16 protein-coding genes are annotated in these 24,603 nt (G+C 69.3%); 10 read left to right on the forward strand and 6 right to left on the reverse strand.

Going from position 1 to position 24,603, the window contains the following annotated elements; genetic code table 11:
* The first annotated feature begins 109 nt into the window (after positions 1-109).
* Complete coding sequence (locus NQK81_RS41990) at positions 110-1,258, forward strand: epoxide hydrolase family protein (RefSeq protein ID WP_257485926.1); 1,149 nt, start codon at positions 110-112, stop codon at positions 1,256-1,258.
* A gap of 69 nt (positions 1,259-1,327) precedes the next feature.
* Entirely contained in the window at positions 1,328-2,125 is a 798-nt protein-coding gene (locus NQK81_RS41995; RefSeq protein WP_257485927.1) for an alpha/beta fold hydrolase, read from the forward strand.
* Here NQK81_RS41995 and NQK81_RS42000 read toward each other — a convergent pair.
* Positions 2,118-4,823 (reverse strand): AfsR/SARP family transcriptional regulator, encoded by a 2,706-nt coding sequence (locus NQK81_RS42000; protein WP_257485928.1) that lies wholly within the window; start codon positions 4,821-4,823, stop codon positions 2,118-2,120. The two genes, NQK81_RS41995 and NQK81_RS42000, sit on opposite strands and share 8 nt — an antisense overlap.
* A 123-nt stretch (positions 4,824-4,946) precedes the next feature.
* Here NQK81_RS42000 and NQK81_RS42005 point away from each other — a divergent pair, with 123 nt between their 5' ends.
* The 4 genes from NQK81_RS42005 (at position 4,947) to NQK81_RS42020 (ending at position 11,555) form a co-directional block, all read left to right on the forward strand.
* Positions 4,947-5,435 (forward strand): hypothetical protein, encoded by a 489-nt coding sequence (locus NQK81_RS42005; protein WP_257485929.1) that lies wholly within the window; start codon positions 4,947-4,949, stop codon positions 5,433-5,435.
* A gap of 462 nt (positions 5,436-5,897) precedes the next feature.
* A complete protein-coding gene (locus NQK81_RS42010) occupies positions 5,898-8,012 on the forward strand; it encodes an EAL domain-containing protein (protein ID WP_257485930.1) in 2,115 nt (704 codons plus the stop codon).
* Between the two features lie 217 nt (positions 8,013-8,229).
* A complete protein-coding gene (locus tag NQK81_RS42015) occupies positions 8,230-9,801 on the forward strand; it encodes a substrate-binding and VWA domain-containing protein (RefSeq protein WP_371878934.1) in 1,572 nt (523 codons plus the stop codon).
* A gap of 8 nt (positions 9,802-9,809) precedes the next feature.
* A complete protein-coding gene (locus tag NQK81_RS42020; protein ID WP_257485932.1) occupies positions 9,810-11,555 on the forward strand; it encodes a hypothetical protein in 1,746 nt (581 codons plus the stop codon).
* Here the strand turns inward: NQK81_RS42020 and NQK81_RS42025 are convergent.
* On the reverse strand, positions 11,549-12,253 hold the full coding sequence (locus tag NQK81_RS42025; RefSeq protein WP_126736786.1) for a class I SAM-dependent methyltransferase: 705 nt from the start codon (positions 12,251-12,253) through the stop codon (positions 11,549-11,551). The two genes, NQK81_RS42020 and NQK81_RS42025, sit on opposite strands and share 7 nt — an antisense overlap.
* 40 nt (positions 12,254-12,293) lie before the next feature.
* Here NQK81_RS42025 and NQK81_RS42030 point away from each other — a divergent pair, with 40 nt between their 5' ends.
* Positions 12,294-16,232 (forward strand): alpha-(1->3)-arabinofuranosyltransferase, encoded by a 3,939-nt coding sequence (locus tag NQK81_RS42030; protein WP_257485933.1) that lies wholly within the window; start codon positions 12,294-12,296, stop codon positions 16,230-16,232.
* Here the strand turns inward: NQK81_RS42030 and NQK81_RS42035 are convergent.
* Together NQK81_RS42035 and NQK81_RS42040 are read right to left on the reverse strand one after the other, a co-directional pair.
* A complete protein-coding gene (locus tag NQK81_RS42035; RefSeq protein ID WP_257485934.1) occupies positions 16,200-17,138 on the reverse strand; it encodes a hypothetical protein in 939 nt (312 codons plus the stop codon). The two genes, NQK81_RS42030 and NQK81_RS42035, sit on opposite strands and share 33 nt — an antisense overlap.
* 120 nt (positions 17,139-17,258) lie before the next feature.
* Positions 17,259-18,458 (reverse strand): lipopolysaccharide biosynthesis protein, encoded by a 1,200-nt coding sequence (locus tag NQK81_RS42040; protein ID WP_257485935.1) that lies wholly within the window; start codon positions 18,456-18,458, stop codon positions 17,259-17,261.
* 69 nt (positions 18,459-18,527) lie between these two features.
* On the opposite strand from NQK81_RS42040, the gene NQK81_RS42045 reads away from it, so the two are divergent.
* Together NQK81_RS42045 and NQK81_RS42050 are read left to right on the forward strand one after the other, a co-directional pair.
* Positions 18,528-20,219 (forward strand): MmpA family trehalose lipid delivery protein, encoded by a 1,692-nt coding sequence (locus NQK81_RS42045; RefSeq protein WP_257485936.1) that lies wholly within the window; start codon positions 18,528-18,530, stop codon positions 20,217-20,219.
* Between the two features lie 3 nt (positions 20,220-20,222).
* Positions 20,223-20,402 carry a DUF2613 domain-containing protein gene (locus tag NQK81_RS42050; protein WP_126736791.1) on the forward strand — a complete coding sequence of 60 codons (180 nt, stop codon included), beginning with the start codon at positions 20,223-20,225 and terminating at the stop codon, positions 20,400-20,402.
* A gap of 925 nt (positions 20,403-21,327) precedes the next feature.
* Here the strand turns inward: NQK81_RS42050 and NQK81_RS42055 are convergent.
* Complete coding sequence (locus NQK81_RS42055) at positions 21,328-22,560, reverse strand: glycosyltransferase family 4 protein (protein WP_306856072.1); 1,233 nt, start codon at positions 22,558-22,560, stop codon at positions 21,328-21,330.
* A 163-nt stretch (positions 22,561-22,723) separates the two neighbouring features.
* On the opposite strand from NQK81_RS42055, the gene NQK81_RS42060 reads away from it, so the two are divergent.
* Positions 22,724-23,422: a class I SAM-dependent methyltransferase gene (locus NQK81_RS42060; protein ID WP_257489950.1), complete on the forward strand. Its 699-nt coding sequence runs from the start codon at positions 22,724-22,726 to the stop codon at positions 23,420-23,422.
* Here the strand turns inward: NQK81_RS42060 and pgfA are convergent.
* Positions 23,416-24,438 (reverse strand): cell envelope lipid trafficking protein PgfA, encoded by a 1,023-nt coding sequence (gene pgfA / locus NQK81_RS42065; RefSeq protein WP_257485938.1) that lies wholly within the window; start codon positions 24,436-24,438, stop codon positions 23,416-23,418. The genes NQK81_RS42060 and pgfA overlap by 7 nt on opposite strands.
* Positions 24,439-24,603: the final 165 nt, after the last annotated feature.

The following is a 24,603-nucleotide window of genomic DNA, read 5'->3' on the forward strand; positions in this document are numbered from 1 at the left end:
GGCGGTGCCCTCACCGTGAAGGGGCACGGACGACCGCGCCGCGTTTAGTCGACTAACTGCGGGGTCATTTAGGTCAGGATCTGGCCTGAATGCCCCCTATGGTCGCCACATGACCGACATCGAGCAGTTCCGCATCGACATCCCGCAGTCCGATCTGGACGATCTGACCGACCGGCTGGCCCGCACCCGCTGGCCGTCGGCGCTGCCCGGTGCCGAGTGGAGCAGAGGCGTTCCCGTCGCGTACCTCAAGGACCTGGCCGAATACTGGCGAGACGGCTACGACTGGCGCGCATACGAGAAGCGGCTCAACGACTTTCCGCAGTACACCACGATCATCGACGGGCAGCTGATCCACTTCCTTCACGTCCGGTCGCCGGAGCCGGACGCGATCCCGCTGATCCTGACGCACAGCTGGCCGAATTCGATCGCCGAGTTCCTGAACGTCCTGGGGCCGCTCACCGACCCGCGAGCACACGGCCTCGACCCGTCGCGCGCCTTCGATGTCGTCGCGCCGTCCTTGCCAGGTTTCGGCTTCTCGCCGTTCCCCGAGCCTGCTGACGAGCACCCGTGGGACATCGCGCGGGTGGCGCAGACCTGGGCGGAGCTGATGAGCCGTCTCGGTTACGAACGCTATGGCGCGCACGGGAACGACGCCGGAGCGCTGGTGACGCCGTGTCTCGCGGTGCACGCGCCCGAGCATGTCATCGGCTCGCACATCACGTCCGGGCTCGGCGTGCCGACCGGCGATCCGGCCGACTTCGAAGGGCTCACCGAACGGGATCAGGCGGAGCTCGCGGGGCTGTTGGAGCGTTTCGCGGGCGGCAGCGGATACGCGCTGTACCTGACGAACCGGCCGCAGACGCTCAGTTTCGGCTTCCTCGATTCGCCGGTCGCGCAGCTGGCGTACCTGGTCGAGCGGTTCAAGGAGTTCGACGGCTGGCCCGAAGGCGCGGCGCCCGCCGAGCCGATCGAGCGCGACCTCCTGCTCACCAACGCGACCCTGTACTGGCTGACCGGGACCGGCGGCACCTCGCTGTGGCCGTACTACGAGGGCGCGGCCGCGATGCCGATCGACCAGACCGCGGTGCCGACCGGCGTGTCCCACGGCGGGCCGTCCGCGCTGCGCACGATCGCCACCCGCAAGAACGACATCGTGCGCTGGGCGGATCACGAAAGCCCCAGCCATATGGTCGCGATGGCCGTTCCGGACGACGTGGTGACCGAGCTCCGGGAATTCTTCGGAAATCTCCGGAAGTGATGTCGAGCGGTGGTCGCCGGCTCCGACCCAGGGACGAAGCTAAAGTGCGAAAGACCCTTGGAGGACCTGATGACCACCTCGTTCGAGACCGTCACCTCGGCCGACGGCACCTCGATCGCCTTCGATCGCACCGGGCAGGGCGCGCCGGTGATCCTGGTCGGCGGCGCGTTCAACGACCGGACGACCGTCGCCGGCCTGGCCGCGACGCTGGCCCCGCACTACACCGTGATCGCCTACGACCGGCGCGGACGCGGCGACAGCGGCGCGGGCGCGGTCTACTCGGTGGAGCGTGAGGTCGAGGATCTCGCCGCGCTGGTCGAGCACGTGGGTGGTTCGGCGTCGGTGTTCGGGCACTCGTCGGGAGCGGTGCTGGGGCTGGAGGCCGCCGCGAGAGGCGTCGCCATGACCAGCCTCGCCGTGTACGAGCCGCCGTATGTCGTCGACGACAGCCGTACGCGGCCCGCGGCCGACCTTTTCGACCGCGTGCGGGCGTTTATCGCCGACGGCGACCGCGACGGCGCGGCCGAGCTCTTCCTGGTCGAGGGGACGGCCACCCCGGCCGAGGTCGTGAAGGGGATGCGGGACGACGCGTTCTGGGCGTGGTTCACCGGCCTCGCCCACACGCTGCCCTACGACCTCGCGCTCTGTGGCCCCGGCAACGTGCTGCCCGCGGACAGGCTGGCCAAGATCCAGGTCCCCACGCTCGTCATCGACGGCGGCGAGAGCGACGCCTGGATGCGGGCGGGCGCCCGCGCGGTCGCCGACACGGTCCCCGGCGCCCGCTATGCCACGGTCGAGGGGCAGGACCACGGCGTCCTCCACCAGCCGGAAACCTTGCGCGACCTGCTCACCGGATTCCTCAGGTGACGACCTGCAGCGGTTCGGGGGACAGGCCCATCGCCGCGTAGTGGTCGCGCGCGGCGCGGGTCTGCCCCAAGCCGGCCAGCGCGCGGGCCTCCTGCAGCCGGTAACCGATCCGCCTCGCCGTTTCCAGCGCGAGCCGGTGCCGGTCGAGGCCCGCCGTCGTCTCGCCGAGGGCGAGGCAGGCGGTGCCCAGGCTGTTCGCCGCCATGGACAGCAGCAGTGGGTGGTTGAGCCGGGTGAGGATCGCGCACGCGCGTTCGGCCTGCTCGCGCGCGTCGCCCGGCCGATGGGCGAGCAACAGGGCGTCGGCGAGGTCGATCCGGCTCCACGCCTCGCCGAACAGGTAACCGAAGTCGCGCGAGGCGGCGATCGAACGCTCGATGGTCTCGAAGGCTTCCTCGAAGTGGCCGAGCCGGGCCAGGACGAGACCGAGCTGGGCCGAGCTCAGGATCATGCCGCGGTCGTCTTCGCGGAGCGCCACCGACCGCCTGGCCGACTCGAGCGCGTCGTCGAGGTCACCGAGGACCTCCTGCGTGTTGCTGAGGTTGGTCCACAGCGTCGCGGCGGCGTCGGTGCCGCCGTCCGCGACGGCCAGCCCGTCCCGATAGAACCGGATCGCTTCGGCGTAACGGCCGAGCATGCTGTGCAGGGCGCCCGCCCGGGACAGTGCGATCGCTTCGGCCGCCCGATCGCCGGACCTCCGGACGACGTCGAGCCGCTCCATGGCGCAGTCCATCCCCTCGGTGAGCCGCCCGTTCTCCCAGAACGCCAGGGTGAGACCCGCCAGGCTCAGCTGGATCGCGTGCGGATCCCCGATCCGGCGGGCGGCGGCGACCCCGGTCCGCGCCACGGCGAGCAGCTCGTCGAGATAGCCGTTCTCCCGGAGGTGTTCGGTGGTGTCCTCGGCGATCCGCCAGGCGTACTCGTCGAGACCGGCTTCGAACGCGTGGCGCGTCACCGCGACCAGGTTCGCCCGTTCCCCGCGGTACCAGCCGGGGCCCCCGCCGTCGCGGTAGTGATCGAGCAGCCTGGTCATCGCCGGACCCGATTCCTCGTCGCGCGCGACGCTGCGGGCGTGCTCGGCGATCAGGTCGTGGAACGCGTAACGGCCCAGCGCGGGCTGCCTGAGCAGATGAGCGTCGAGCAGGTCCTCCAGCAGCCGTTCGGCCTCGGGTTCACCGACACCGGCCAGCGCGGCCGCCGCGGGGACCCCGATGTCGGTGCCGGGATTCCGCCCCAGCAACCGGAACATGCGCTGTTGTGCGGAGTCCAGCTCCCGATAGGACAGTGCGAAGGCCGCGGCCACGTCGCGTCCGGCGACCTTCAGCTCGGCCAGCCTGTCGTGTTCGGAACCCAGCCGTTCGGCCAGGGTCGACACGGTCCACTGTGGACGATTCTGGAGCCGCGCCGCGGCGATCCGGATCGCCAGCGGCAGATTCCCGCACAACGCGGCCACACCCGCATCGGGTCGTCCGGACGCGGCCGCGAACAGGGCGCCAGCCTGTTCGCCGGGCAGGACCTCGAGACTGATCGACGCGGCACCGTCCACGGCGGCGAGGCGGCGCCTGCCGGTGACCACGAGCGCGACCGTGGCGGAACCCGGCAGCAACGGTTGGAGTTGTTCCGCGCTCGCGGCGTTGTCGAGCACCACGAGCAGTGACCGCCCCGCCGTTCTGGCGCGCCAGAGCTCGGCCCGGCGGTCCACGTCGCGGGGGAGCCTGCTCGCCGGAACGTCCAGCTGGCCGAGCAGGGCTTCGAGCGCGGCCTCGGGCGAAAGCGGTTCACGGGCGGGGGAATGCCCGTGCAGATCCACGAACAGCTGCCCGTCGGGGAAGTCGGCGGCGAGCCGGTGCGCGACGTGGACGGCGAGCGCGGTCTTGCCGACGCCGGCCATCCCGTCGACGGCCACCGGGCGGCCGAGGCGGAGGGCGTCGAGCAGGCGGCCGATCTCGGCTTCCCTGCCGGTGAAATCCGGGACGTCGTAAGGGAGGAAGCACCGGGTCTTGCCGTATTCCGGCTCGTCGCGGAGGATCCGCTCGTAGAGTTCGCGGAGCTTCGGCCCGGGTTCGATCCCGAGTTCCTCCACCAGCCGTGTCCGTGCCTGCCGGTAGACGTTCAGCGCGTCGGCCTGCCTGCCCTGTTGATGCAGTGCGCGCATGAGCAACCCGGCGAACGGTTCCCGGAGCGGATGTTCGGCGACCAGCGCCGTCAGTTCCGCGACGGTGTCCTCCCCGGCGGAGATCTCCTCGTCGAGGCAACGCTCCACAATGGACAAACGGCGCTCGTCGAGCTCTTCGGCCTCGCCGCGCAGCGCCGTACTGTCCACACCGGACAGAGCAGGGCCGCGCCAGCACGCGAGTGCTTCGCGGAACTCGCCTCGCGAGACGTGCTCCTCGAACGTGCGCAGATCGAAGACCCGCGGACGCAGGACGAAACCCGGCCCCTCGGCGGTCAGGACGTCATCGGCGGCGCCCTCGGCGACGAGTGCGCGTTTCAGCGCGGTGGTGAGATTGCGGATCTGCCGGGTCGCGGTGGCGGGCGGGTCCTCGTCCCAGACGACGTCCACCAGCCGCGAGACCGAGACGACGCGATCGGCGCCGAGCAGCAGCGCGGCCAGGATCCGCTCCTGCCGTGAGCCCGCCAGCTTCAGCGCCCGCGAGCCGCTGCGGCACTGCACCGGACCCAGAATCCGAAACTCCATCGCACCCCCTCCCGCGAGGTTAACCGGCGGTCCGCCCGCGCCGGTGCGGAAGTGATGCAGCTGTGATGCGCCGTCCGGAGAACCTGCCGAGGACGGAATACAGGACGTGATGAGGAGAATCCCATGCGCAAGCGGTATTACGCGGCGTTGGCCGGGGCGGTCGTGGCGGCGGCGGGAATCGCCGTACCCGCCGCCGCGGCGGCCAGTGACCAGCGGGCGGAGACGGAGCGGCAGGCCTGCCAGCGCGCGTTCGACCGCGCGGTCTGGGAGGACATGGACAGCTTCAACAAACGCGACGCGGCCCGCTACCGGGCGATCATCCACCAGAACATGGTGACCATCGGCCGCAAGGGCCAGACGATCATCGGCTACGACGCCAACGTGGATCCGGTGATCGACGTGCAGTTCAAGCTGCCGTACGAGTGGAGCATGCCGTGGACGGTGACGCACACCGTCGTCGAGGACTGCAAGATGGGCTTCGCGATCCTCGACGCGTACTACAAGGCTCCGTCGCAGAACATCGACCGGCACTACACGATCAGCCTGACGCTGGTGCGTGAGCACGGCAAGTGGCTGGTCATCAAGGACACGGTGACCGACGTGCTGCCCTGACGGGGCCGGGAGTGGTGATGGCGGTACCACGGGGGTGAGGCGAGGCTCGAGTCCTCGGGACCGGGCCTGGCTTCGAGGGGGGCCGCTTCACCTCGCCGTCATCACCATTCACGGGGCCGGGGGCAGCGGGCTGACGGTGAACGTTCGATCACCACGTGTAGAGTTCATGGTCCTTCCGAGCGCCCCGATTCCGGAGAGGTTCTGTGATAATGCCGCTCGATACGCGGACTGTTCCACGCGACGGAAAACACCGAGGCGCGGCTTTTCCGCTTATGTTCTGTCCGGTGCCGGACATTCGCCGGCCTTACCACGCAACGCGTATGGCCGAAGGACAAGACGGGAGTCGCGGTACCGTAGGGTGACCACCCGATTGGATGATCGGTGAACCGTGAGTACGGTTAGAGAATCGTGGAAGATGTTTCTCCACCACGGAATACGAAAGCGACCCCAGGACCGGCGGACGTGACTGCCCCACTTCCGGACGGCGATGAGCTCCCCGTATCGCCGGACGCCCCGAAGAGAACTTCAACCTCCGCATCCCCGAAGCGGAAGAACACCGCGCCGAGCCGCGCCACGCTGGCCCGCAAGTGGGCCTACCTGGTCACCGGTACGGCGTATCTTCCGTATACCCACGCCCAGATCGAAGAGCATTTCGCCGCTCTCCTGGACCAGGTCTTCGCCGCGGTGCAAAGTGAAGACGCCGAGCCGGCGCAGGCCACCGAAGCCGGCGCGCGGCTCGTCGCGCTCAGATGCGTCGGCCCGGACAGCCTCCGCCGCACGATGGAGGTGCTCGGCAAGGGGCTCTTGCACGAGCCGGAGTTGCAGAGCGTGAATTCGCTCCCAGAACGGGTCCTGCAGGTGCTCGGCGCGCTCGCGGCGGGCTACGGCGAGGCGCTACGCGAGAGCATCCAGACCCAGCAAGAGGACCTGAGCCGCACCATGGTCACGCTCGAACGGGAGACCCGGCGTGAGCTGGTGCTGACCCAGGCGCGCTTCGAGCAGCTCTTCACCGGTTCGGCCACCGGCGTGGCCGTCACCAGGGTCGACGGCCGCGTCCAGCGGGTGAACCCCGCGTTCGCCGAAATGGTGAACCGGCCCGTCGCCGACCTGACCGGGGTCAACCTCTACGACCTCGTGCACCCGGACGACGCCGACGGGCTGCGCGAGGGCTACCGGAAGCTGCTCGACGGCGAGAGTCAGCGGCTCGAGCTGTCGCGAAGACTCGTGGCCGAGGACGAGGAACCGACGTGGGCCGGTTTCACCGGCGCCGTCATCCGCGACCCGGCGGGCGAAGCCCAGCAGTTGATCACCCTGGTCGCCGGCGACACGGACGTCTCCCTGCTGCAGCGGCAGCTGAGCCGTCAGGCCCTGCACGACCCGCTGACCGGCCTGCCGAACCGGCAGTGCTTCGGCACCCGGCTGGAACGAGCGCTCCGGCACGCCGACCCGTCCTTCGGCGTCACGGTCTACCACCTCGACCTGGACGGTTTCTCCCTGATCGCGGGCGGGCTCGGCCAGAAACAGAGCGACGACCTGTTGAAGAGCGTCGCCGCGAAACTGCGGGCCGTCGTCGGCGGCGAGGACGCGCTCGTCGCCAGGATCGGCGGCGACGAATTCGGCATCCTCATCCAGAACACCGCGGCCAGCCCGGACGTCGCCACCGTAATCGGCATGATCAACCACGAGCTCGCCGAACCGGTCTACCTCGAAAGCGGCAGCGGGGTGGCGGTTTCGGCCTGTATCGGGGTCGTGCACCGGCCACCGAGGGACATCGCGCCGAACGAGCTGTTGCGCGTCTCCGGGATGACGCTGCGCCGGGCGCAGGCCAACGGCTACCGCCAGTGGGCGCTGTCCGACTCCACCCTCGACACCAGGGAACGGCACGAGTTCGGCCTGGCCGTCTCCATGGCGGGCGCCTGGGAGACCGGTCAGCTCGAGGTCGGCTTCCGGCCGTTGACGTGGCTGGCGGACAGCAGGCCGGCGGGGATCGAGGCGAGACTCGCGTGGAACCACCCGCGCCACGGCCGGATCGGTCACGACACCTGCGTCCGCTTCGCCGACGAGACCGGTCTCATCGTGCCGCTGGGCGAATGGCTCATCCGTACCGCCTGCGAGGAGTCGGACGACCGGCTCCCGATGGTCGTGGGACTGACCCCGCACCAGGCCGCGGACCCCGATCTCGTCGGATCGGTGCGGACCATCCTGACCACGACCGGGCTCGGGCCGTCACGGCTGCGGCTGGGCTTCCCGGCCGGCGCCGTGCTCGCCGACCTAGGCGAGACGGTCGACAACCTGCATCTCCTCGCCGAGATCGGCGTGGACGCGGAACTGCAGGACTTCGGCGCGGCCGGTGACGTCGTCTGCCTCGTCGACGTGCCCGTGCGGACGGTCCGGATCGCGCCCCGGCTGGCGGAGCGGCGGACGGAACCGCTGGCGGAACGTTCGCTGCGGAACCTCATCGACACCGCGACCATGGCGGGCGCGACGGTGATCGCGGACGGGATCGACTCGACCGGTGACGCCGGATGGTGGCAGAACGCCGGCGCCCACATCGGTGCCGGACGCTATTTCGGTTAGGCGTAACTCGCGTGATCAGAGCCGTAACTCGCGTGATTGAAGGCGTAACTCACGAGTTACGCCTCTGATCACGCGAGTTACGCCTTCAATCACGCGAGTCGCGAGTTCGGTTAGGCCGTTTGCCGCAGCGGAACGCGCTAAGTTACCCGAGGGTTGACGTTCGCGGGCGGATTGGGCAACATCCCAGGTCCTCACCCCGCACCTCGGAGGCATGCACATGCAGGTAGGCCCGAGGCGTGGCGGGCGTTTCAACGCGCCCGTCGTCGTCTTGAGCCTGTTGCTGGTGATCGCGCTCGGCGCCTGGTGGGGCGTGGACTATCTGCGGGCCCGGTTGGCGGGCAACGGTTGTGACGCGCTGACGCCGGTCGAGATCACCGCGGCACCCGACGTGGCACCGGTGCTCACTCGGCTCGCGAAGACCGTGCCGCAGGAAGAATGCTTCAGCGTCAACGTGACCGCGAAGGAGTCGGCCGAGGTCGCCGATCTGCTCGGGACCACCGCCTCCGGCGGGCCCGACGTCTGGGTTCCCGAGTCGAGCACGATGTTGTCGCAGGCGAGGGACGCCGGCGCGTGGAACCTGCCGGAATCCGGTCAGTCGGTGGCGAATTCCCCGGTGGTGCTGGGACTTTCCGACGAAACCGCGCGGCGGTTCGGCTGGCCGGGGAAAGCGCCCTCCTGGCAGGAGATCCTCGACGGATCCCCGGTCGGGATCCCGGACCCGGCGCGTGATCCGCTTGGCGTCGCCACGCTGCTCGCCCTGCGGAAGCTGACCGAGAAGGAGCCCGATCCGGCCGCGGCCTTCACCGCCGCCATGCGAAAACTGAACCCCGCGCCGGGACAGACCCCGGCGACCGAGCAGTCGGTACTCGCACGGAATCTGGTGGCCGCGTATCCCGGTGTCCCGGTGCAGGGGTTCGACTACCCGTATGTCGTGCTGCCGAAGGCGTCCGAAGCGTCGAGGACCGCGGCGGAACGTTTTCTGCGGCTGCTGCTCGATCCGCTCGCCGGCAGTATCTTCGCCGACGAGGGATTCCGGGCGCCCACCGGTCAGTTCGCCGTGCCGCGGGCGCGGGACAGCCGGACCGACCCGGCGCCACATCCGCCAGGGCCGCCGCCGGTGACGGACCTGTACGCCGCTCTTCAGGCTTGGGCGGGGACGAATCTGAGCGCCCGGGTCCAGGTGCTGCTCGACGTCTCCGGATCGATGTCCGCCGCCGTGCCGGGGACGGGAAAGAGCCGGATGGAGCTCACGCTGCAGGCCGCGACGCAGGGGCTCGGACTCTTCAAACCCTCCACCGAACTGGGCTTGTGGCTGTTCTCGACCAAATTGGACGGTGACAAGGACCATCGGGTCCTGTTGCCGATGAAGACGATCGCCGAGCAGAAGTCGTCGGGCGGCGTCGAGCGGCTGCAGGCCGTGCGGCCGAAAGCCGGCGGCGCGACCGGGCTCTACGATTCGATCCTCGCCGCGTACCAGAACGCCAGGCAGAACTGGAAACCCGGCCGGATCAACCTGGTCGTCGTCCTCACCGACGGGCGCAACGAGGACGGCGAGACGATCGGGCTGCCGAGGTTGCTGGAGGAACTGGGTAAACTCCAGGACCCGAGGAAACCATTGCCCGTCATCGGAATCGGCATCGGGCCGGATATCGACGCGTCCGAACTGCGGCAGGTTTCCACCGCCACCGGCGGGGATTCGTTCACCACCCCCGATCCGAGAAAGATCTCGGACGTCTTCTACCAGGCGCTGAGCAAGATCATGTGCCAGCCGCCGACCTGCAAGAATTGAGGCGATCCGTGCTCCTCCGGGGGAAAAGACCTTCGCCGGTCACGCTCGCCGCGTTGGCCGCCGGCGCGATCCCGTTCGTCCTGCACGCGTGGGCCGCGCTGCGCGGCAGCCTCGCGCAGGACGATTTCGTCATCACGTATCACGCCGCGAAGTCGGGCCCGTTGGACTTCGGCTACTTCTTCCAGGACTACCACGGCCATCTCGCACCGGGCGGGTTCCTGCTCGCCGACGTGCTGACCGCGTGGGCACCGCTGAACTTCGCCGTGCTGATGGCTCCGGTTTTGGTGATGCAGGCGGTGTCCTCCGTGCTGCTGTGGGCGGTGCTGGTGCGCTGTTTCGGCCGCCGGTGGGGGATTCTCGTCCCGTTCACCATGTTCACGACGTCGACCTTGCTGCTCGTCCCGACGTTGTGGTGGGCGTACGCCATCCAGATCGCGCCCGTGCTGCTGGCCGCCACCGCCGCGCTCCACGCACACGTGCGGTATCTCGCCGACGGCGGGCGCTGGGCGATCGCCACCGTGGCCTGGACGGTGTACGGGCTGGCCTTCTACGAGAAGGCCGTGTTCATCCCGGTGCTGATCGCCGGGATCACCGTGCTGCTCGGGATTTCCTTGCGCCGGCACCTCGTGCTCATGGGTGTCCTCGCCGCCGTCCTCGCGGGCTACGCCGTCGTCTTCCTGGCGTTGACCACGAGCCAGGTCGGGCAAGGCGGCGGCGCGGTCACCGTCGGCACGGTCGCGGACATGACGGGACGGATGCTCGGTGACACCTTGATCCCCGGACTCGTGGGCGGACCTTGGTCGGGCCCCGGTCCCGGTGCGACGTTCGCCGCTTCCCCCGTGGCGGTGCGGATTCCGCTGCTGCTCCTGGCCGTCGCGGTGCTGGTCGCCGGGATCCGCGTGGGCGGGCTCCGGGCCAGGAAGGCGTGGCTGCTGCTGGGGCTGGTGTTCGTGGCGGACATCGGGCTGTCGGCGGCCACCCGGCTCACCGAGGTCGGCCCGGAACTGGGCAGCGATCCCCGCTACGTCGCCGACCTGGCGTTCGTCGCCGCGCTGTGTCTGGCTTTCGCCTTTCTCGAGCCCAAACCTCTCGACCGGCCTTCGGATGCCTTGGCGTCCACGGCGAAACGGCCGATCGCCCTGGCGTTGTGCCTTGCCTTGCTCGTGAGCTCCGCCGTGGGATTCTCCCGGCTGGCGCCCGGGCTGCGATTCGACCACTCCCGGGAATTCGTCGCCAATGCGCGTGCCTCGATCGAACGGGACCCCGATCTCGTGCTGTTCGACACGGCGGTGCCGAACGACGTCCTGCACGGGTGGTTCGGGGAAAACGCCCGCACGTCCAGGGTGGTCGGCCTGATCCCGGGTTTCCAGTTCGACCAGCCGACGAGCCGGATGTCCCTTTTGGACGATTCGGGCACCGCGCGGACGATCACCGGGGTGGAGCCGGTTTCCCGCGGCGTGCCCGGCCCGGTGGCGGGCTGCGGGTACACCGTCGGTGAACAACTGGTCCGCGTTCCGTTGGACACGCCCGTTCTCGGCCGTTACCTGCTGCGGATCGACTACTTCACCTCGGACGGCGGCGAAGGGTTCGTGGACCGCGACGGCACCCGCGTGCCCGTGTGGTTCCAGCCCGGCCTGCACACGATGTACCTGCCGATCGAGGGACTTTTCGACAAGATCGGCTTTCAGCTGTCCGCGAAGGGTGCTCCCGTCTGTCTCGCGAAGGTCGACGTCGGCAAGCCGCTCACTCAGTAGGGGTCGTACGGACTGTCGTGGCCGAAGATCCTCGCGACGGGCGCCAGCCGGAGCCGCAGCAGGATCTTGATCCCGACGTTGCGCAGGAACCACGGCAGCTGGGCGAGGACGCGCAGTCTGTCCTTGAACGACGGTGGGGAGAGCCGGAACCGCGCCAGCGACGTCGCGCGGTCGAGATAGGTGTAACGCCGTCCGAAGAGGACTTTCGCGATCGTGCCGAGGGTGACGCCGATCGACGAAAAACAGTCGTGGACCAGGATTTCTCTGCCGTCGGTCAGGTTGGCCGACCAGCGCAGGTCGTCGGTGTAGGTCCAGTAGTCGTGTTTGCCGTCGATGTAGAGCAGCTGGATCGGGCGATCCCAGCCCGGGCGGAGCTTCGTGCTGTACTCCGCCACGAGTTCCACGACGTCCTCGACGCCCGCCTTCCGCAAGTTCGCCTCGAACCGTTGGCGTGTCGGCGATCCGCCGAACAGACGGCCGTCGACGAACGGGTCGACGGCGACCACCCGCGCGCCGACCGTGCGGGCGGCACTGGCGAGCACGATCGTCGAACGGCCCTGGTGACTGCCGATTTCGACGATGAGGTCGCCCTTGTCCAACCGGCGGGCCGCGTTCCACAAGGACAGGCCCTGGTCCCGTGTCATCCAGCCCTTGACGGGTTCGGCGAGCGACCACGCATCTTCGAAACCGTCTGTCATAGGGCGCATAGTAGCCACGTTTCCGCCTAGTATCTACCGGATGGTAACCCCCGGGGCGCTTGTGAAACGGCCGAGCACGTGGATCGTGCTGGCGCTCACCGTGCTGTCCTTTGTGCAGCGTCCCGGCAGGACGACGTTCGACACGAAACTCGATCTGGCCGTGGATCCGCTCGCCTTCCTCGGCCGGGCGCTGCACCTGTGGAATCCCCAGGCGACGGCGGGGGAGCTGCAGAACCAGGCGTACGGCTACCTGTTCCCGATGGGACCGTTCTTCGCGCTGTGCCAGGCGGCCGGGATCCCGGTGTGGATCGCGCAGCGGTTGTGGTGCGCGATACTGCTCTCGGTCGCCTTCGGTGGCGCCCTCCTGGTGGCCCGCGCGCTGAAAATAGGGAACGAACGTACTCGGCTGATCGGAGCAGTCGGTTACGCCCTGGCGCCGAGGATGGTCACCGAAATCGGTTCGCTGTCCTCGGAAATGCTGCCCGCCGTCCTGTTGCCGTGGGTGCTGCTGCCGCTGATCCTCGCCGATCGCATCGGCTCGCCGCGCCGTGCCGCCGGGTTGTCCGCGCTCGCCGTGCTGTGCATGGGCGGGATCAACGGCGCGATGGTCGTGATGGCGCTGGTGCTCCCGGGGTTGTGGCTGCTGACCCGGAAATGGCGGAGCACACACGTCGCGCTGGTCATCTGGTGGTTCGTCTTCGTCGTCGGCGTGGTGCTGTGGTGGTTCCTGCCGCTGGTGCTGCTCGGCCAGTACAGCCTGCCGTTCCTCGACTACATCGAATCCGCGACCAACACCACGGCGCCGATGTCGTTGTTCGAGGTGCTGCGCGGCACGAACCAGTGGGTCGCCTACGTCGTGCAGGGCACGCCGTGGTGGCCGTCGGGCTGGGCGCTGATCGACAATCCCGTGCTCATGACGGCCACCGGGCTGGTGGCCGCGGTGGGGCTGCTCGGCCTCGCGCGGCGCGGCCTGCCGGAACGGCGTTTCCTGGTGCTCGGCGTCCTGACCGGGCTGACGCTGCTGACCGTCGGCTATGTCGGGACGCTCGACAGCCCGCTGGCGGAACCGGTGCGGCATCTGCTCGACGGACCGCTCGCGCCGCTGCGGAACGTCCACAAATTCGAACCGGTGCTGCGGCTGCCGTTGATGCTGGCGTTCGTGCACGGCATCTCGAGCGCCGCGCCCGCGCTGCGGCGAAACCTGCGTCCCGCGCTGGGCGCCTTACTGGTGGTGGCGATGGCCGCGCCGGTGTGGCTGCTGACGTTGCGGCCCGGGCCGGGCTGGGATGAGGTGCCGGGGTATTGGTACGACGCGATGGGGCACGTCGCCAAGGCCGACGCGACGGCGCGCACGCTGCTGCTGCCGGCGACCGGGTTCGGTGAGTACGACTGGGGCCGCACGGTGGACGAACCGGCGCAGGCCATCGCGGACAGTCCGTGGGCGGTGCGCAACCAGGTCCCGCTGGGTTCGGAGGGCAACACCCGCCTGATGGACTCGATCGACGCGGCCTTGGCCGACGGCCGAGGGGACCCCGGGCTCGCGGCGCTGCTCGCGCGATCGGGTTACCGGTTCCTGGTGCTGCGCGGCGACATCGACCGCGCCAAGGTCGGCGCGCCCGATTTCACGACGTTGCGCGCCGGGCTGGCGGGGTCGCCGGGGATCGAGAAGTCGGCCCAGTTCGGGCCACTGGAGGTCTACGAGGTGAAACGGCCGGTACCGCTCGTCACCGCGACGTCCGCGAAGGACGTCCCGACGGTGAGCGGCGGTCCGGAGAACCTGCTGCCGCTGATGAACTCCGGGCAGCTCGACCCCGGCACGCCGACGGTGCTGACCGGTGACGGCGGTTCGCCTGCCGGGCCGAGGCTGGTCACCGATGGGCTACGCCGTGCCGAGCGCAACGTCGGCGGCGTGCGGGACAACCTGAGCCAGACGCTGACGGCGGGAGAATCCGCGCGACAGCAACGAGCCGCGCTGGACGTCTTGCCGTTTCCCGGCGAGCAGCACCAGACCGTGGCCGCGTACCGGGGGATCCGTTCGGTCGACGCGTCGACGGCGGCGTCGTTCGCGGACGCGTTCGGCGGTTCTGATCCGAGCCACCAGCCGTTCGCCGCACTGGACGGCGATCCGCGCACCGCCTGGCATTCGTCGAGTTTCACCGGTCCGATCGGCGAATGGCTCGAAGTCGAACTCGATACGCCGAGGCTGGTGAACTCGGTCGATCTCGCGATGGTCGACGACATCCGCGTCGGCTGGCCGCCGACCCGGATCCGGATCACCACGGACAACGGTTCCGTCGATCACCAGGTCGTCCGGGGCGCGGGGGCGCACACCTACCCGGCGCCCGCGGGGGTGACGCGCAAGGTGCGGATCACGTTGCTGTCGCTCGTGGTCGGCAGGCAGGACGGCAACGTCGGGATCTCGGAACTGAAGATCCCCGGCGTCGACCCGCAACGCGCGCTCGAAGTCCCCGCCGACCTCGGCCCTGGCGCGGCGCCGGGCTTCGCGTTCACCCGGGGCGCGCAACCGCGCTACGCGTGCGTGCCCGATGAAGGGCGCGTCCGCTGCGATGCTAACGCGGGCCGCGACGGTGAAGAGCCGGACGGGATCCGGCGGCTGTTCTCGACGACGTCGCCGAGTGCCTACGAGTTCGGCGGTACCGTGCTGCCCGCCGGTGGCGGCCGGTTCCCGGTGAACTTGCCGGGCATGCAGGTGTCGGCGACTTCGCAACTGGGCGGGGATCCGTCGGCGAGCGGATTCGCCGCGGTGGACGGGAATCCCGCCACCACCTGGCTGCCCGACGTCACCGATCTCCGGCCGACGCTGACCCTGGACTGGGCGAAACCCCAGACGATCTCGGGGATCCGCGTCGCCGCCGACACGGGCGCGCCCGCACGGCTGGAACTGACCACCCCGACGTCGAGCCGCTCCGTCGAACTCGACTCGTCCGGCGCGGCGACGTTCCCGCCGTTGGAGACCTCGCAGCTGAAGATCGCGTTCGCCGGTCTCGACGACGACCAGCGGACACGGCATTCGCTGGGCATCGGGAACCTTTCCCTGACCGGGGCCGAACTTCCCGCCCCGGCCGCGGAATTCACGCTGCCCTGCGGATCGGGTCCGAACGTCCGCCTGGACGGCTTCGACTACGACACGTCCGTGCGCGGCACCCTCGCCGACTTCGTCGCGCACCGGCCGCTGACGCTCTCCGCGTGCCCCGATTCGGCGGGCGGCGTCGACCTGGCGGCGGGCGGGCACGAACTGCGAACGGAGCGATCCGAGTCCTTTGTGGTCCAAGACCTGTGGCTGAAGCCTATCGGGCAGGCTTCTGGGGTCGCCGGACACCGTGCCGTCACCGTGGACACCTGGGACGCGACGTCCCGCTCGGTCACCGTGGCGGGCGGCGACGAGTCCATTCTGGCCGTTCCGGAGAACGCGAACGCGGGCTGGACCGCTTCGCTGAACGGGACTCCGCTGGCGAAGACGCGCGTCGACGGCTGGCAGCAGGCGTGGATCCTGCCCGCCGGCTCCGGTGGCGTCGTGCAGCTGGAGTTCACCCCGGACTGGAAGTACCGGTCGGGTCTGCTGATCGGGGCGGTCGCGATCCTGCTGGTGCTGATCGGCGCTCTGTGGCCGGTCCGGCGACGACGTGTTCCGGTCGAGGCGGGCTCCGGGCGGGTGGTTCCGGTGGTGCTCATCGGGCTGCTGGCCGTCCTGGGCGGAATGCTGCCGATCGTGCTGCTGATCGCCGTCCTGCTGGCCCGCCAGTTCAGCGAACGCGCGCCGCGGTACCTCGCTTTCGGCGGCATGGTCGTGGGGACGCTCGTCGCGGTGGTGGGGCGGCTGCTGGGGCACGGGCAGGAGTGGGCCTATGGTCCGGTGACGCAGGCTTCGCTGCTGCTGGCGGCGGCGGCGATGGTGGCGACGTGTGTGCCTTGGTTCGCTGGACGCTCACCCGAGACGGACGCCGGGCCGCGGTCGTAGGCGTGCGCTGTCCAGTGCCGCCCGGAGCTCGGCCATGACCCTGCCGGGTTCCGAACGCAGCCGGGACGGCAGCGTCTGGAGAACGACGATCCCGGCCGCGGCATAGCGGGCGTTGCGGGCGAGGGTTTCCCGAAAGCCTGCCTCTCCCGCGTGGTGCCCGAGGGAATCGATTTCCCAGGCGAAGCCCAGTTCGTCGCACCAGCCGTCCGGCTGCGCGATGTAGGTGCCGTCCGCGGCGAAGATCTTGACGTTCCAGCGGAACTCGGGGAGATCCGATCGCTGCCAGAGCCGCCAGGCATCGGCTTCGGCGACCGACCGTGCGCCGCCCAGGATCGGGGTCAGTGCGCAACGCAGGAGTGCTTTGCCTGTTCGGCCTTCGTCGAGCTCGTCGGAGAGAGCACGCGGGAGGCAGAAACCTCGCTGGACGGACTCGGCCATCATCGCCGTGATCGCGTCCCTGTCCGGTGTCCTTCGCGCCGCGTCGATCACCGCGCGGGGGACAGGAACGGTCGGGACGCCGCCTCGCGGTCTGGATTTCGGGAGGCGCCGTGTCCGTTCGACGCGGACGAAGCCGCAGTTCGTGACCGAGCGTTCCGCGGGAACGAGGATGTGGACCTCCTGGGTCTCCGGAAGGCAGCGCAGCCCGTATCGCTGCAAGGCACGCACACCGGTCAGTAGCGAGCCGGGGCCGCAATGCAGCAGTGCGGCGTGGATCTTCTGCTCGTCCGTCGGTTCGCCGTTCTGGAGCAGCACGACGCCGGGGAGGAGCATCCGCCAGGTCCCGCCGGGCGCGCAGCGTCGCGAGATCGTGCTCCGCGATACTCCGATGGTCTCGAGTCGTTTCGCCGCGATCACCGGTGGACCATCGATGATCAATGGGTGGCGCGCCCACTCTCCTCTACGCACCGGATCAGCATGGAGCCGACCACCGACAGAACCCGGCGCCTCGGCTTCGTGACCGGACCTTTCACGCGCGACTGTGTGGATTTTGGTGCGTTGGATGACCAGAAATCCACACAGTTCCGGTCAAGCGCGACGCGACCGCCACTCCAAGACGGCGCCGGACAGAGCCAAACCCCCGGCACAGCAAGCGGCGACGGTCACCACCTGGACAGCCGAAGAGTGCAGCCAGGTGGTCACCAGCACCGTCTCCGCCACCACGGTCGTCCACATCAGCAAGGTCACCCGCCGGTCACCGGCGGCGAGGCGCGAGAACAGCAGGATCTGCACCAGCGCGAGCATCGAGCCGGCGAGGGCGAACGGCCAGACCGGCATGGTGCTGGCGGCGTATCCGGAGCCACCGATGAACGACAGCAAGCGCGACCCGAAAACGAGGGACACGAAAAGGACGAAGGCGTCGAGAGCGGCGCAGACGGCCAAGGCGACGGGCAGGATACGGCGCCGGTCGTCGCCGTTCGCGAAACGCGGGAGCACCAGGACACCGACGGCCTGGGGGAGCCAGTAGGCGATCTTCGTGACGATCGCGCCGAGCGCGTATTCGCCGGCCTCGGTCGCGGGGAGGGTGTGGCGCGCCAGCACCAGATCGAGGTTCACCAGCAGGACCAGCGCCAGCATCGCCTGCGCCGCGTGCAGGACTTCGCCCGCGCGCCAGCCCGCCTTCCGTGGGCGTTGCCGTCCACAGAGGATCCAGCCGCAGAAGATCACCAGGTACGAGCCGATCGCGGTCCCGGCCAGCGCCCCGGTGGCGTTGCCGCCGATCAGCAGGCCGATCAGCGAGCCGCCGACCTTGCCCGCGCCTTCGAGCGCCATGAGCCCGGCCAGCCGGGTGAAGCGGCCGCTGCCCTGGAGGAGGCCGTGGAAGAGGCCGAGCAGCGTCAGCGGGCCGAGCGTGACGGCGAGCAGGAGTGCGGGCACCACGGAATCCAGGTGCAGCACGAAGACGAGCACCGGCGCCAGGAGCAGTCCGATGGTCGCGACGACGGCGCTCGTGGTGAGGCCGAGCGCGAGGAGGGCCCCGCTGTCCTGCGGTTTGCGGGCCACCCGCAGCGCGACCACGGTTTGCAGCCCCATCGCGGGGACGACGCCGATCACCAGCACCGCCAGCAGCGAGCTCAGCTCACCGAACGCGCTCGGCGCGAGCAACCGGGCGGCGACGATGCTCAGCACGTAGGCGCCGGCGTTGTTGGCCGCCAGCACGAGGGAAACGAGGATCGCCGCGACACGCTTGTCGGTCCTGGTCGCTTCGACCTCGACGTCTACGCTCAACGGAGCTCCCATTACCGGCGAGTAATCTCCGCGACCATAACCGTGATCGCGGCGGAAAGGGAAGAGCAGTTGGACGCACGGCGTGAACGTCTCGTACTGGCCGCGGTGTCGGCCGCGCTGGCGACGCTGGTGTTCCTGCCCGTGCTCGGACGCGGCTTCGTCCTGAGTTACGACATGGTGTTCGCCCAGCGTCAGTCGCTGATCCCGGAGGCGCTCGGGCTCGGTTCCGCCCTCCCGCGATCGGTTCCCGCCGACGCCGTGATCGCGCTCGCGACAGCCGTGGTTCCCGGTGACATCGTCCAGAAAATCGTCCTGCTGCTCTCGCTGTTCCTTGCGGCATACGGCGCAGGGCGGCTGGTGCCGACGGAGCAACTGGGTACGCGGATCGTCGCGGCCACCGGATACGCGTGGACGGCCTATTTCGCGGAGCGGTTGTTCATCGGGCATTGGCCGCTCCTGCTGACCTACGCCTGCCTCCCGTGGATCGCGCGCGCCGCGCTTTCCCTGCGCCGGAACGAACCGAGGGCGCTCGCGGGGCTGGTGCTCGCCTGTGCCCCCGCGGTGCTCACGCCACCCAGTGGTGTCCTGGCCGCGCTCACCGCGATCGCACTGGCCGGACCACGGAAACTCGGCCACACGCTCGGTCTCGCCGTCGTGCTCAACCTGCCGTGGCTCGTCCCGACGTTCCTGCACGACGGCGGCACGCTGTCCGATCCCGCCGGGGTGGCCGCCTTCAGCGCCCGCGCGGAAAGCTGGGGCCCGGCCATCCTGAGCGTGCTCGGGCTCGGCGGGATCTGGAACGGCGACGTCGTCCCCGGCAGCAGGGGCGCGCCGATGGCCCCGGTGCTGATCCTCGTCACGGTCGCCGTGGCGCTGGCCGGGCTCCGCCCCCTCGCGCGAAAGTGGGGGACACCGCCGGCGAGAGCGTTGCTGCTGCTGGGAGTTCTCGGTGTCGTGCTCGCCGCGCTGGCGACACTGCCGTTCGGCGAGCCCGTGCTCTCCTGGGCGATGGGACACGTTCCCGGCGCGGGTCTGCTGCGGGACGCGCAGAAATGGGTGGCCTGGTGGGCGCTCCCGGTGGCGCTCGGGTTCGCGCTGGCGGTCGAAGCCACCGCCGCGCGCCTGCGGGCCGGTGCGTCGCGCAGGGCGCTCGCCGCGGCCGCCGCGCTCTTTCCCTTGCTCGCCATGCCCGATCTCGCCTGGGGCGGCTGGGGAAGACTCGAAGCGGTGCGCTACCCGGCGGACTGGAGCGAAGTGCACCGCGTGCTGGCGGAAGACGACCGGCCCGGTGACGTCGTCGCGCTGCCGCTGTCCACCTTCCGGAGTTTCGCCTGGAACGACCATCGGACACAGCTGGACCCGGCGCCGCGAGCGCTGCCCGAGACCGTCCTCGCCGACGACACATTGCGCGTCGGCGGTGAGGAGATCGCGGGCGAGGATTCCAGAATGGACCGTGTCCGCGCCGCGAAGTCGCCGGCAGACCTGGCGGCGGCGGGAATCGGCTGGATCCTGGTCGAACACGGGACCCCGGGGCGGGTCGACCCGCGGTTGCTGACCGGCGCGCAACCGGTGTGGTCCGGTGACTGGCTCACGCTTTACCGCACTCCCGGTGAGCCCGCGGTGACGGGGACGCGATCACCGATCCCCGTGGTGCTGGCAAACGGAGTAGCGCTGGTGTCGATCGCGGTCGCCCTGTTGTGCCTCAAGTTACCGGTGCGTACATTGAGCCGACGCAGGAATTCCCTGTCTCGGAAGGAGTAGGTCTTGGGCACCCTCATCGGCGCGGCAGCCGCCGTCATCATCGGGCTCGCGACGGCCGCGGGCGGGAGTTACGCGCTGACGACCACCGCGGATCCGGACGCCGCACCCCAGGTGCAGGCGAAGATCAAGGAGCAGTTCAACCCGAACTCGAGCCCCGAGCACGTCATTTACGGCAACCGCTGAGCCGGTGTCCGAGCTCGCTTACGACCACGCCGGCCGGGTCGTCGGGCTCTACGGCGACCCCACCGTTTCCTGGAGCATCCTCCTGGAAGCGAGACTGTCTTCGTTGCTGACGCCGGAAAAGGCGCGGATGCGGCTGGCGGTCGCGGTCGAGGAACGGCCGTGGCTCGGCGCCGCTCCCGAGGTCTTGGCCGTGCCCGGCGAAGAACTTCCGGCGATCCGCGATCGTTTCGCCGAGACCTCGTACGAGCGTGGCGCGCCGTTGCTCCGGGTCGCGGTCGGCGCCGACGAGCCCGTCGTGCTGATCGCCGCGCATCACGGCGCCCTCGACGGCCTCGGCCTGCTCGCCGTCCTCGGGCTGGCCCTCGACGTCCCGATCTCGTCCGCCGCCAAGGGAATCGGCGCCCGCACGGCCGATCGATCGTTTCTCGTGTCCGCCTTCCAGCGCCTCGCTGAAGCGCTTTTCGCGCCTCCGGCGAGGATTACCCCGGAGCGGGCCGAAAGTCGCCCAGGGGACGTGTTCAGTGCGAGGATTCTCCCTCGCTCGCGGTTCGGTTCCTCGGCCTTCGCGGCGGCAGCCGCCAACTTGACCGAGACGTGGAACGCCCGGCACGGCGAGGAAGCCGTCAGGGTGGTCGCCGCGGTCGGCGCGTCATGGCGCAGCGGAGCCGCGCCGGAACCCTTGCACGACAGCGCGTTCTTCCGGTTGCGGCTCGGTGGGAAACCCACGGTCGCCGAAGTGGGCGCGCTGCTGGCCGCCCAGCCGCCGGAACCCGATTTCCCCGCCCGCAGCAGCAGAATCGCCCGGCTGGGCACCCGGCTGCTGGCGAGCAGGCTCGGTTCGACCTACCTTGTTTCCAACCTCGGCGTCGTTTCGGCGGCGGACGCGGTCACCTCGATCGCGTTCTATCCCGCCGCCAGCGGCCGCTCAGGCGTGGCGTTCGGCGCGGTGACCGTCGGCGAGACGAGCACTGTCACCGTGCGCGCACGCCGCAAGGACTTCGACGACGCCGCCACGGCCGACCTGGCCGACGGGCTCGTGGAAGCCTTGAGGAGTCAGGACCCTGGGAGGGGGGATGGCCACCCCGGCCACGTCACGCACGAGTGATTCGAAGCGGTTCACGCTGTGTTCCCAGTCGAACAGACCCGCCCAGGTGATGCCTGCCTTGCCCATCTCGTCCCGCCGTGCGCGGTCGGCGAGCAGCCCCTCGACCTGCGCGGTGAAATCGGCGAAGTCGTCGGCCAGCAGCCCGGTCTTGCCCTCCACAATGGACTCGGCCACCCCGCCCGCCGCCCGGTACGCCACCGAGGGGACGCCGTGCGCGGCGGCCTCCATAATGACGATTCCCCAGCCTTCCTTGACCGACGGGCACAGGTGCAGCCAGGACCGTTCCAGGATCTCGTGCTTCTCGTGCTCGTCGACCCAGCCGTGCAGCCGGACGCGGTCTTCTACACCCCGGTCACGGGCGTGCTTGCGCAGGACCTCTTCCCACGGACCTTGGCCCACGATTTCGAGCCGAAGCGTCGGCCAGCGCCGGCTCAGCTCCGCGACGACGTCGATCGCGTGCTCGATCCGCTTGTGCGGCACCAGCCTGCTGACCGCGACCAGCGTCGGCTCGGGTTCGCGGACGGACTTGCCGCGCGGGGGAGTGTCCAGGCCGTTGGGTACCACGGTGATCCGCGAGCCTTCGACGCCGAGCCCGGCCAGTTCGCCCTTGGTGATCTCGGAAACCGTGGCGTAGCGGCAGTGCCGGAACAGCCACGGCGCCAGCCTCGACTCGATCCACCAGCCGATCCGGCCCAGTGTCTCGCCGAGCGCGCTGATCCATTGTTCCTTGTGGACGTGGTGCACCAGTACGAGAACCGGGCAGCCCGCGACGAGCCTGGCGAAGAACGGCATCCCGTTCTGGACGTCGACGACGAGGTCGGCGTGCGCCTTCCGGATCGCCCGGAGCGCGTGGAGGTACACGCCGAACTTGTTGCCACGGCGGCGATAGTGGACACCGTCGCGCCATTCTCCCGCGTTCGCGCCCGGGTACGCCGCGCACTGGATCTCGACCCGGTATCCGGCCTTGGCGAGCCCTTCGGCCATCCGCTCGACGTACCGCTCGGAGCCGCCGCCCTCCGGATGCTCGGTGTCGCGCCAGTTGACGAGCAGCACACGTGGCCTTTCCATCGTGGTTCTCCCAACCTGTTAGCGACAATGCTAGGTTACCGGTGCGTACACGGTAGATGAATCATTCTCGGAAAGCGATGGTTCGATGGTCGGTAATCGGTCGGTGACTCCAGCAACGATGCCTCATCGCGCCACTTTGCGCAGATCGGTGACGTTGTTCCGGGCTTTTCTCACCGAACAGACGGATCCGGACGGTTTCTACTCGGTGCTCGCCGGCGACTCGGTCCGCCAATTGGCGCAGCACACTCCGTTGAACGGACGGACCATCGTCGACGTCGGTGGCGGGCCGGGCTATTTCTCCGACGCGTTCCGCGCCGCCGGCGCCACGTATCTTGGCATAGATCCCGACGTCGGAGAGCTGACGGCGCGCGGAGAGGCCGGGGAGAACATGGTCCGCGGCAGCGGGACGAAACTGCCGGTGCGTACCGCGTCGGTGGACGTCTGCTATTCGTCGAACGTCCTCGAACACGTTTCCGAACCCGAGGTCATGCTGGCCGAGATGTGCCGGGTGACCAAACCCGGCGGCACGATTTTCGCCTCGTTCACACCCTGGTATTCGCCGTGGGGCGGCCACGAGACGGCGCCGTGGCATTTTCTCGGCGGTCACTACGCCCGGCGGCGTTATCTCGAAAAGAACGGCAAGGAGCCGAAGAACAAATTCGGGGAAAGTCTTTTCGCCTTTTCGGCCGGCGCGGCCATCCGGTGGGGGAAGGCCGCGCCGTACGCCGATCTGCGGGAGGTCTACCCGCGCTACCACCCCTCCTGGGCCCAGTGGATCGCATCTGTCCCCGGTATCCGGGAAGTCGCGTCGTGGAACCTCGTGATGGTGTTGCGCAAGCGTCAGTGACGGGAGGGGGTGGGGCGCCGCTTCACCAGAAGGAAGACGCCGAGTGCGAGGAAGGCGGCGCCGCCGACCCCGAGCACGATCGGCCCGGTGCTGCCGATGAAGTCCAGCTTGCCCTTGTTCTCGTCCACCTGCTTGACCATCGCTTCGACGGTCGCGTCGGTGAAGGCGAGCTTGCCGTCGAAGACCACCGTGGGCGTGGGATTCGCGGCCGACCGCAGTTCCTGGTGCGACTGCTGTTCCTGCTTGACCTGGATGCCCGTCACCGGCTCGATCCAGCTCGTGATGGTGCCCTGGTAGAACTGGCCTGCCTCGACGGAGTCGCCGGTGGCGCCGATGAGCGAGCCGGGCACCTTCTTCGTCGAGATCTTCGTGGCGGGGATCTCCTGGACGAACTTGTAGACCTCGACGCCCTTGATCTCCTCGACACCCTTGAACCGGGCCTGGACGGCGCGGCCGGTGTTGTCGTCGTAGACCTGGTAGTCCTTCTGTTCGGTGCCGAAGGGGAACTTGAAGTTCAGGCCGGGTTGCGGCTTGTACTCCTGGACCTCCTCGGGCTTCTCGCCCTCTTTCGCGGGCTTCTCCTTGAGTTTGGTGACGAAGCTGCTGTTGGCCGAGCACTTCGCCTCCTGGTCGCCGCCCGGCGGGACGTAGCCTTCGGCGGTGCGGCGGTCGAAGCAGACCTGGCGTTTGCTCGCGCTGACCACGGTCTGGTCGCTGGTGTCGACGACCGAGACGGCCATCAGCCACACCGCGACGTCCGTGCCCTCCCGCATCTCCGGTGGCGCGAAGTTCGCCACCACGCGCGCGGTCGCCTTCAGCTTGGCGTCGTCGCGGATCTCCGTGACGGTCTTGCCGTCCACGGTCTTCACCGCGAGCACCTTGGACGCGGTGCCTTCGAGGATCGACGTCGATTCCTGGTTCAGCGGCACCTTGGCGAGTTCGGGTTTGACGTAGGTCGGCAGCAGCACCGCGCCGGCGATGGCGAACACCCCTAGTGCCAAGAAGATCAGGCTCAACGCTCGACGCAACGGTCCTCCTGGTGAGACACATTACCCATCGGTAATCAGTCGCCAGATACTGGCCCGCCCGCCGGTCAGCGTCAAAGGTGTGACCGAGGGTCACAGGCACGCCGTGCGACCGGAAGGCGGTACGCGCGCCGCCATTCGGCGCAGGCAGCCAAA

The organism is Amycolatopsis roodepoortensis (assembly GCF_024628825.1).
In the GTDB taxonomy this organism is placed as follows: Bacteria; Actinomycetota; Actinomycetes; order Mycobacteriales; family Pseudonocardiaceae; genus Amycolatopsis; species Amycolatopsis roodepoortensis.

Coding starts and splice junctions, on each gene's coding strand:
- NQK81_RS41990 (WP_257485926.1), top strand. CDS start 110: ATGACCGACATCGAGCAGTTCCGCATCGACATCCCGCAGTCCGATCTG.
- NQK81_RS41995 (WP_257485927.1), top strand. CDS start 1,328: ATGACCACCTCGTTCGAGACCGTCACCTCGGCCGACGGCACCTCGATC.
- NQK81_RS42000 (WP_257485928.1), bottom strand. CDS start 4,823: ATGGAGTTTCGGATTCTGGGTCCGGTGCAGTGCCGCAGCGGCTCGCGG.
- NQK81_RS42005 (WP_257485929.1), top strand. CDS start 4,947: ATGCGCAAGCGGTATTACGCGGCGTTGGCCGGGGCGGTCGTGGCGGCG.
- NQK81_RS42015 (WP_371878934.1), top strand. CDS start 8,230: ATGCAGGTAGGCCCGAGGCGTGGCGGGCGTTTCAACGCGCCCGTCGTC.
- NQK81_RS42025 (WP_126736786.1), bottom strand. CDS start 12,253: ATGACAGACGGTTTCGAAGATGCGTGGTCGCTCGCCGAACCCGTCAAG.
- NQK81_RS42030 (WP_257485933.1), top strand. CDS start 12,294: ATGGTAACCCCCGGGGCGCTTGTGAAACGGCCGAGCACGTGGATCGTG.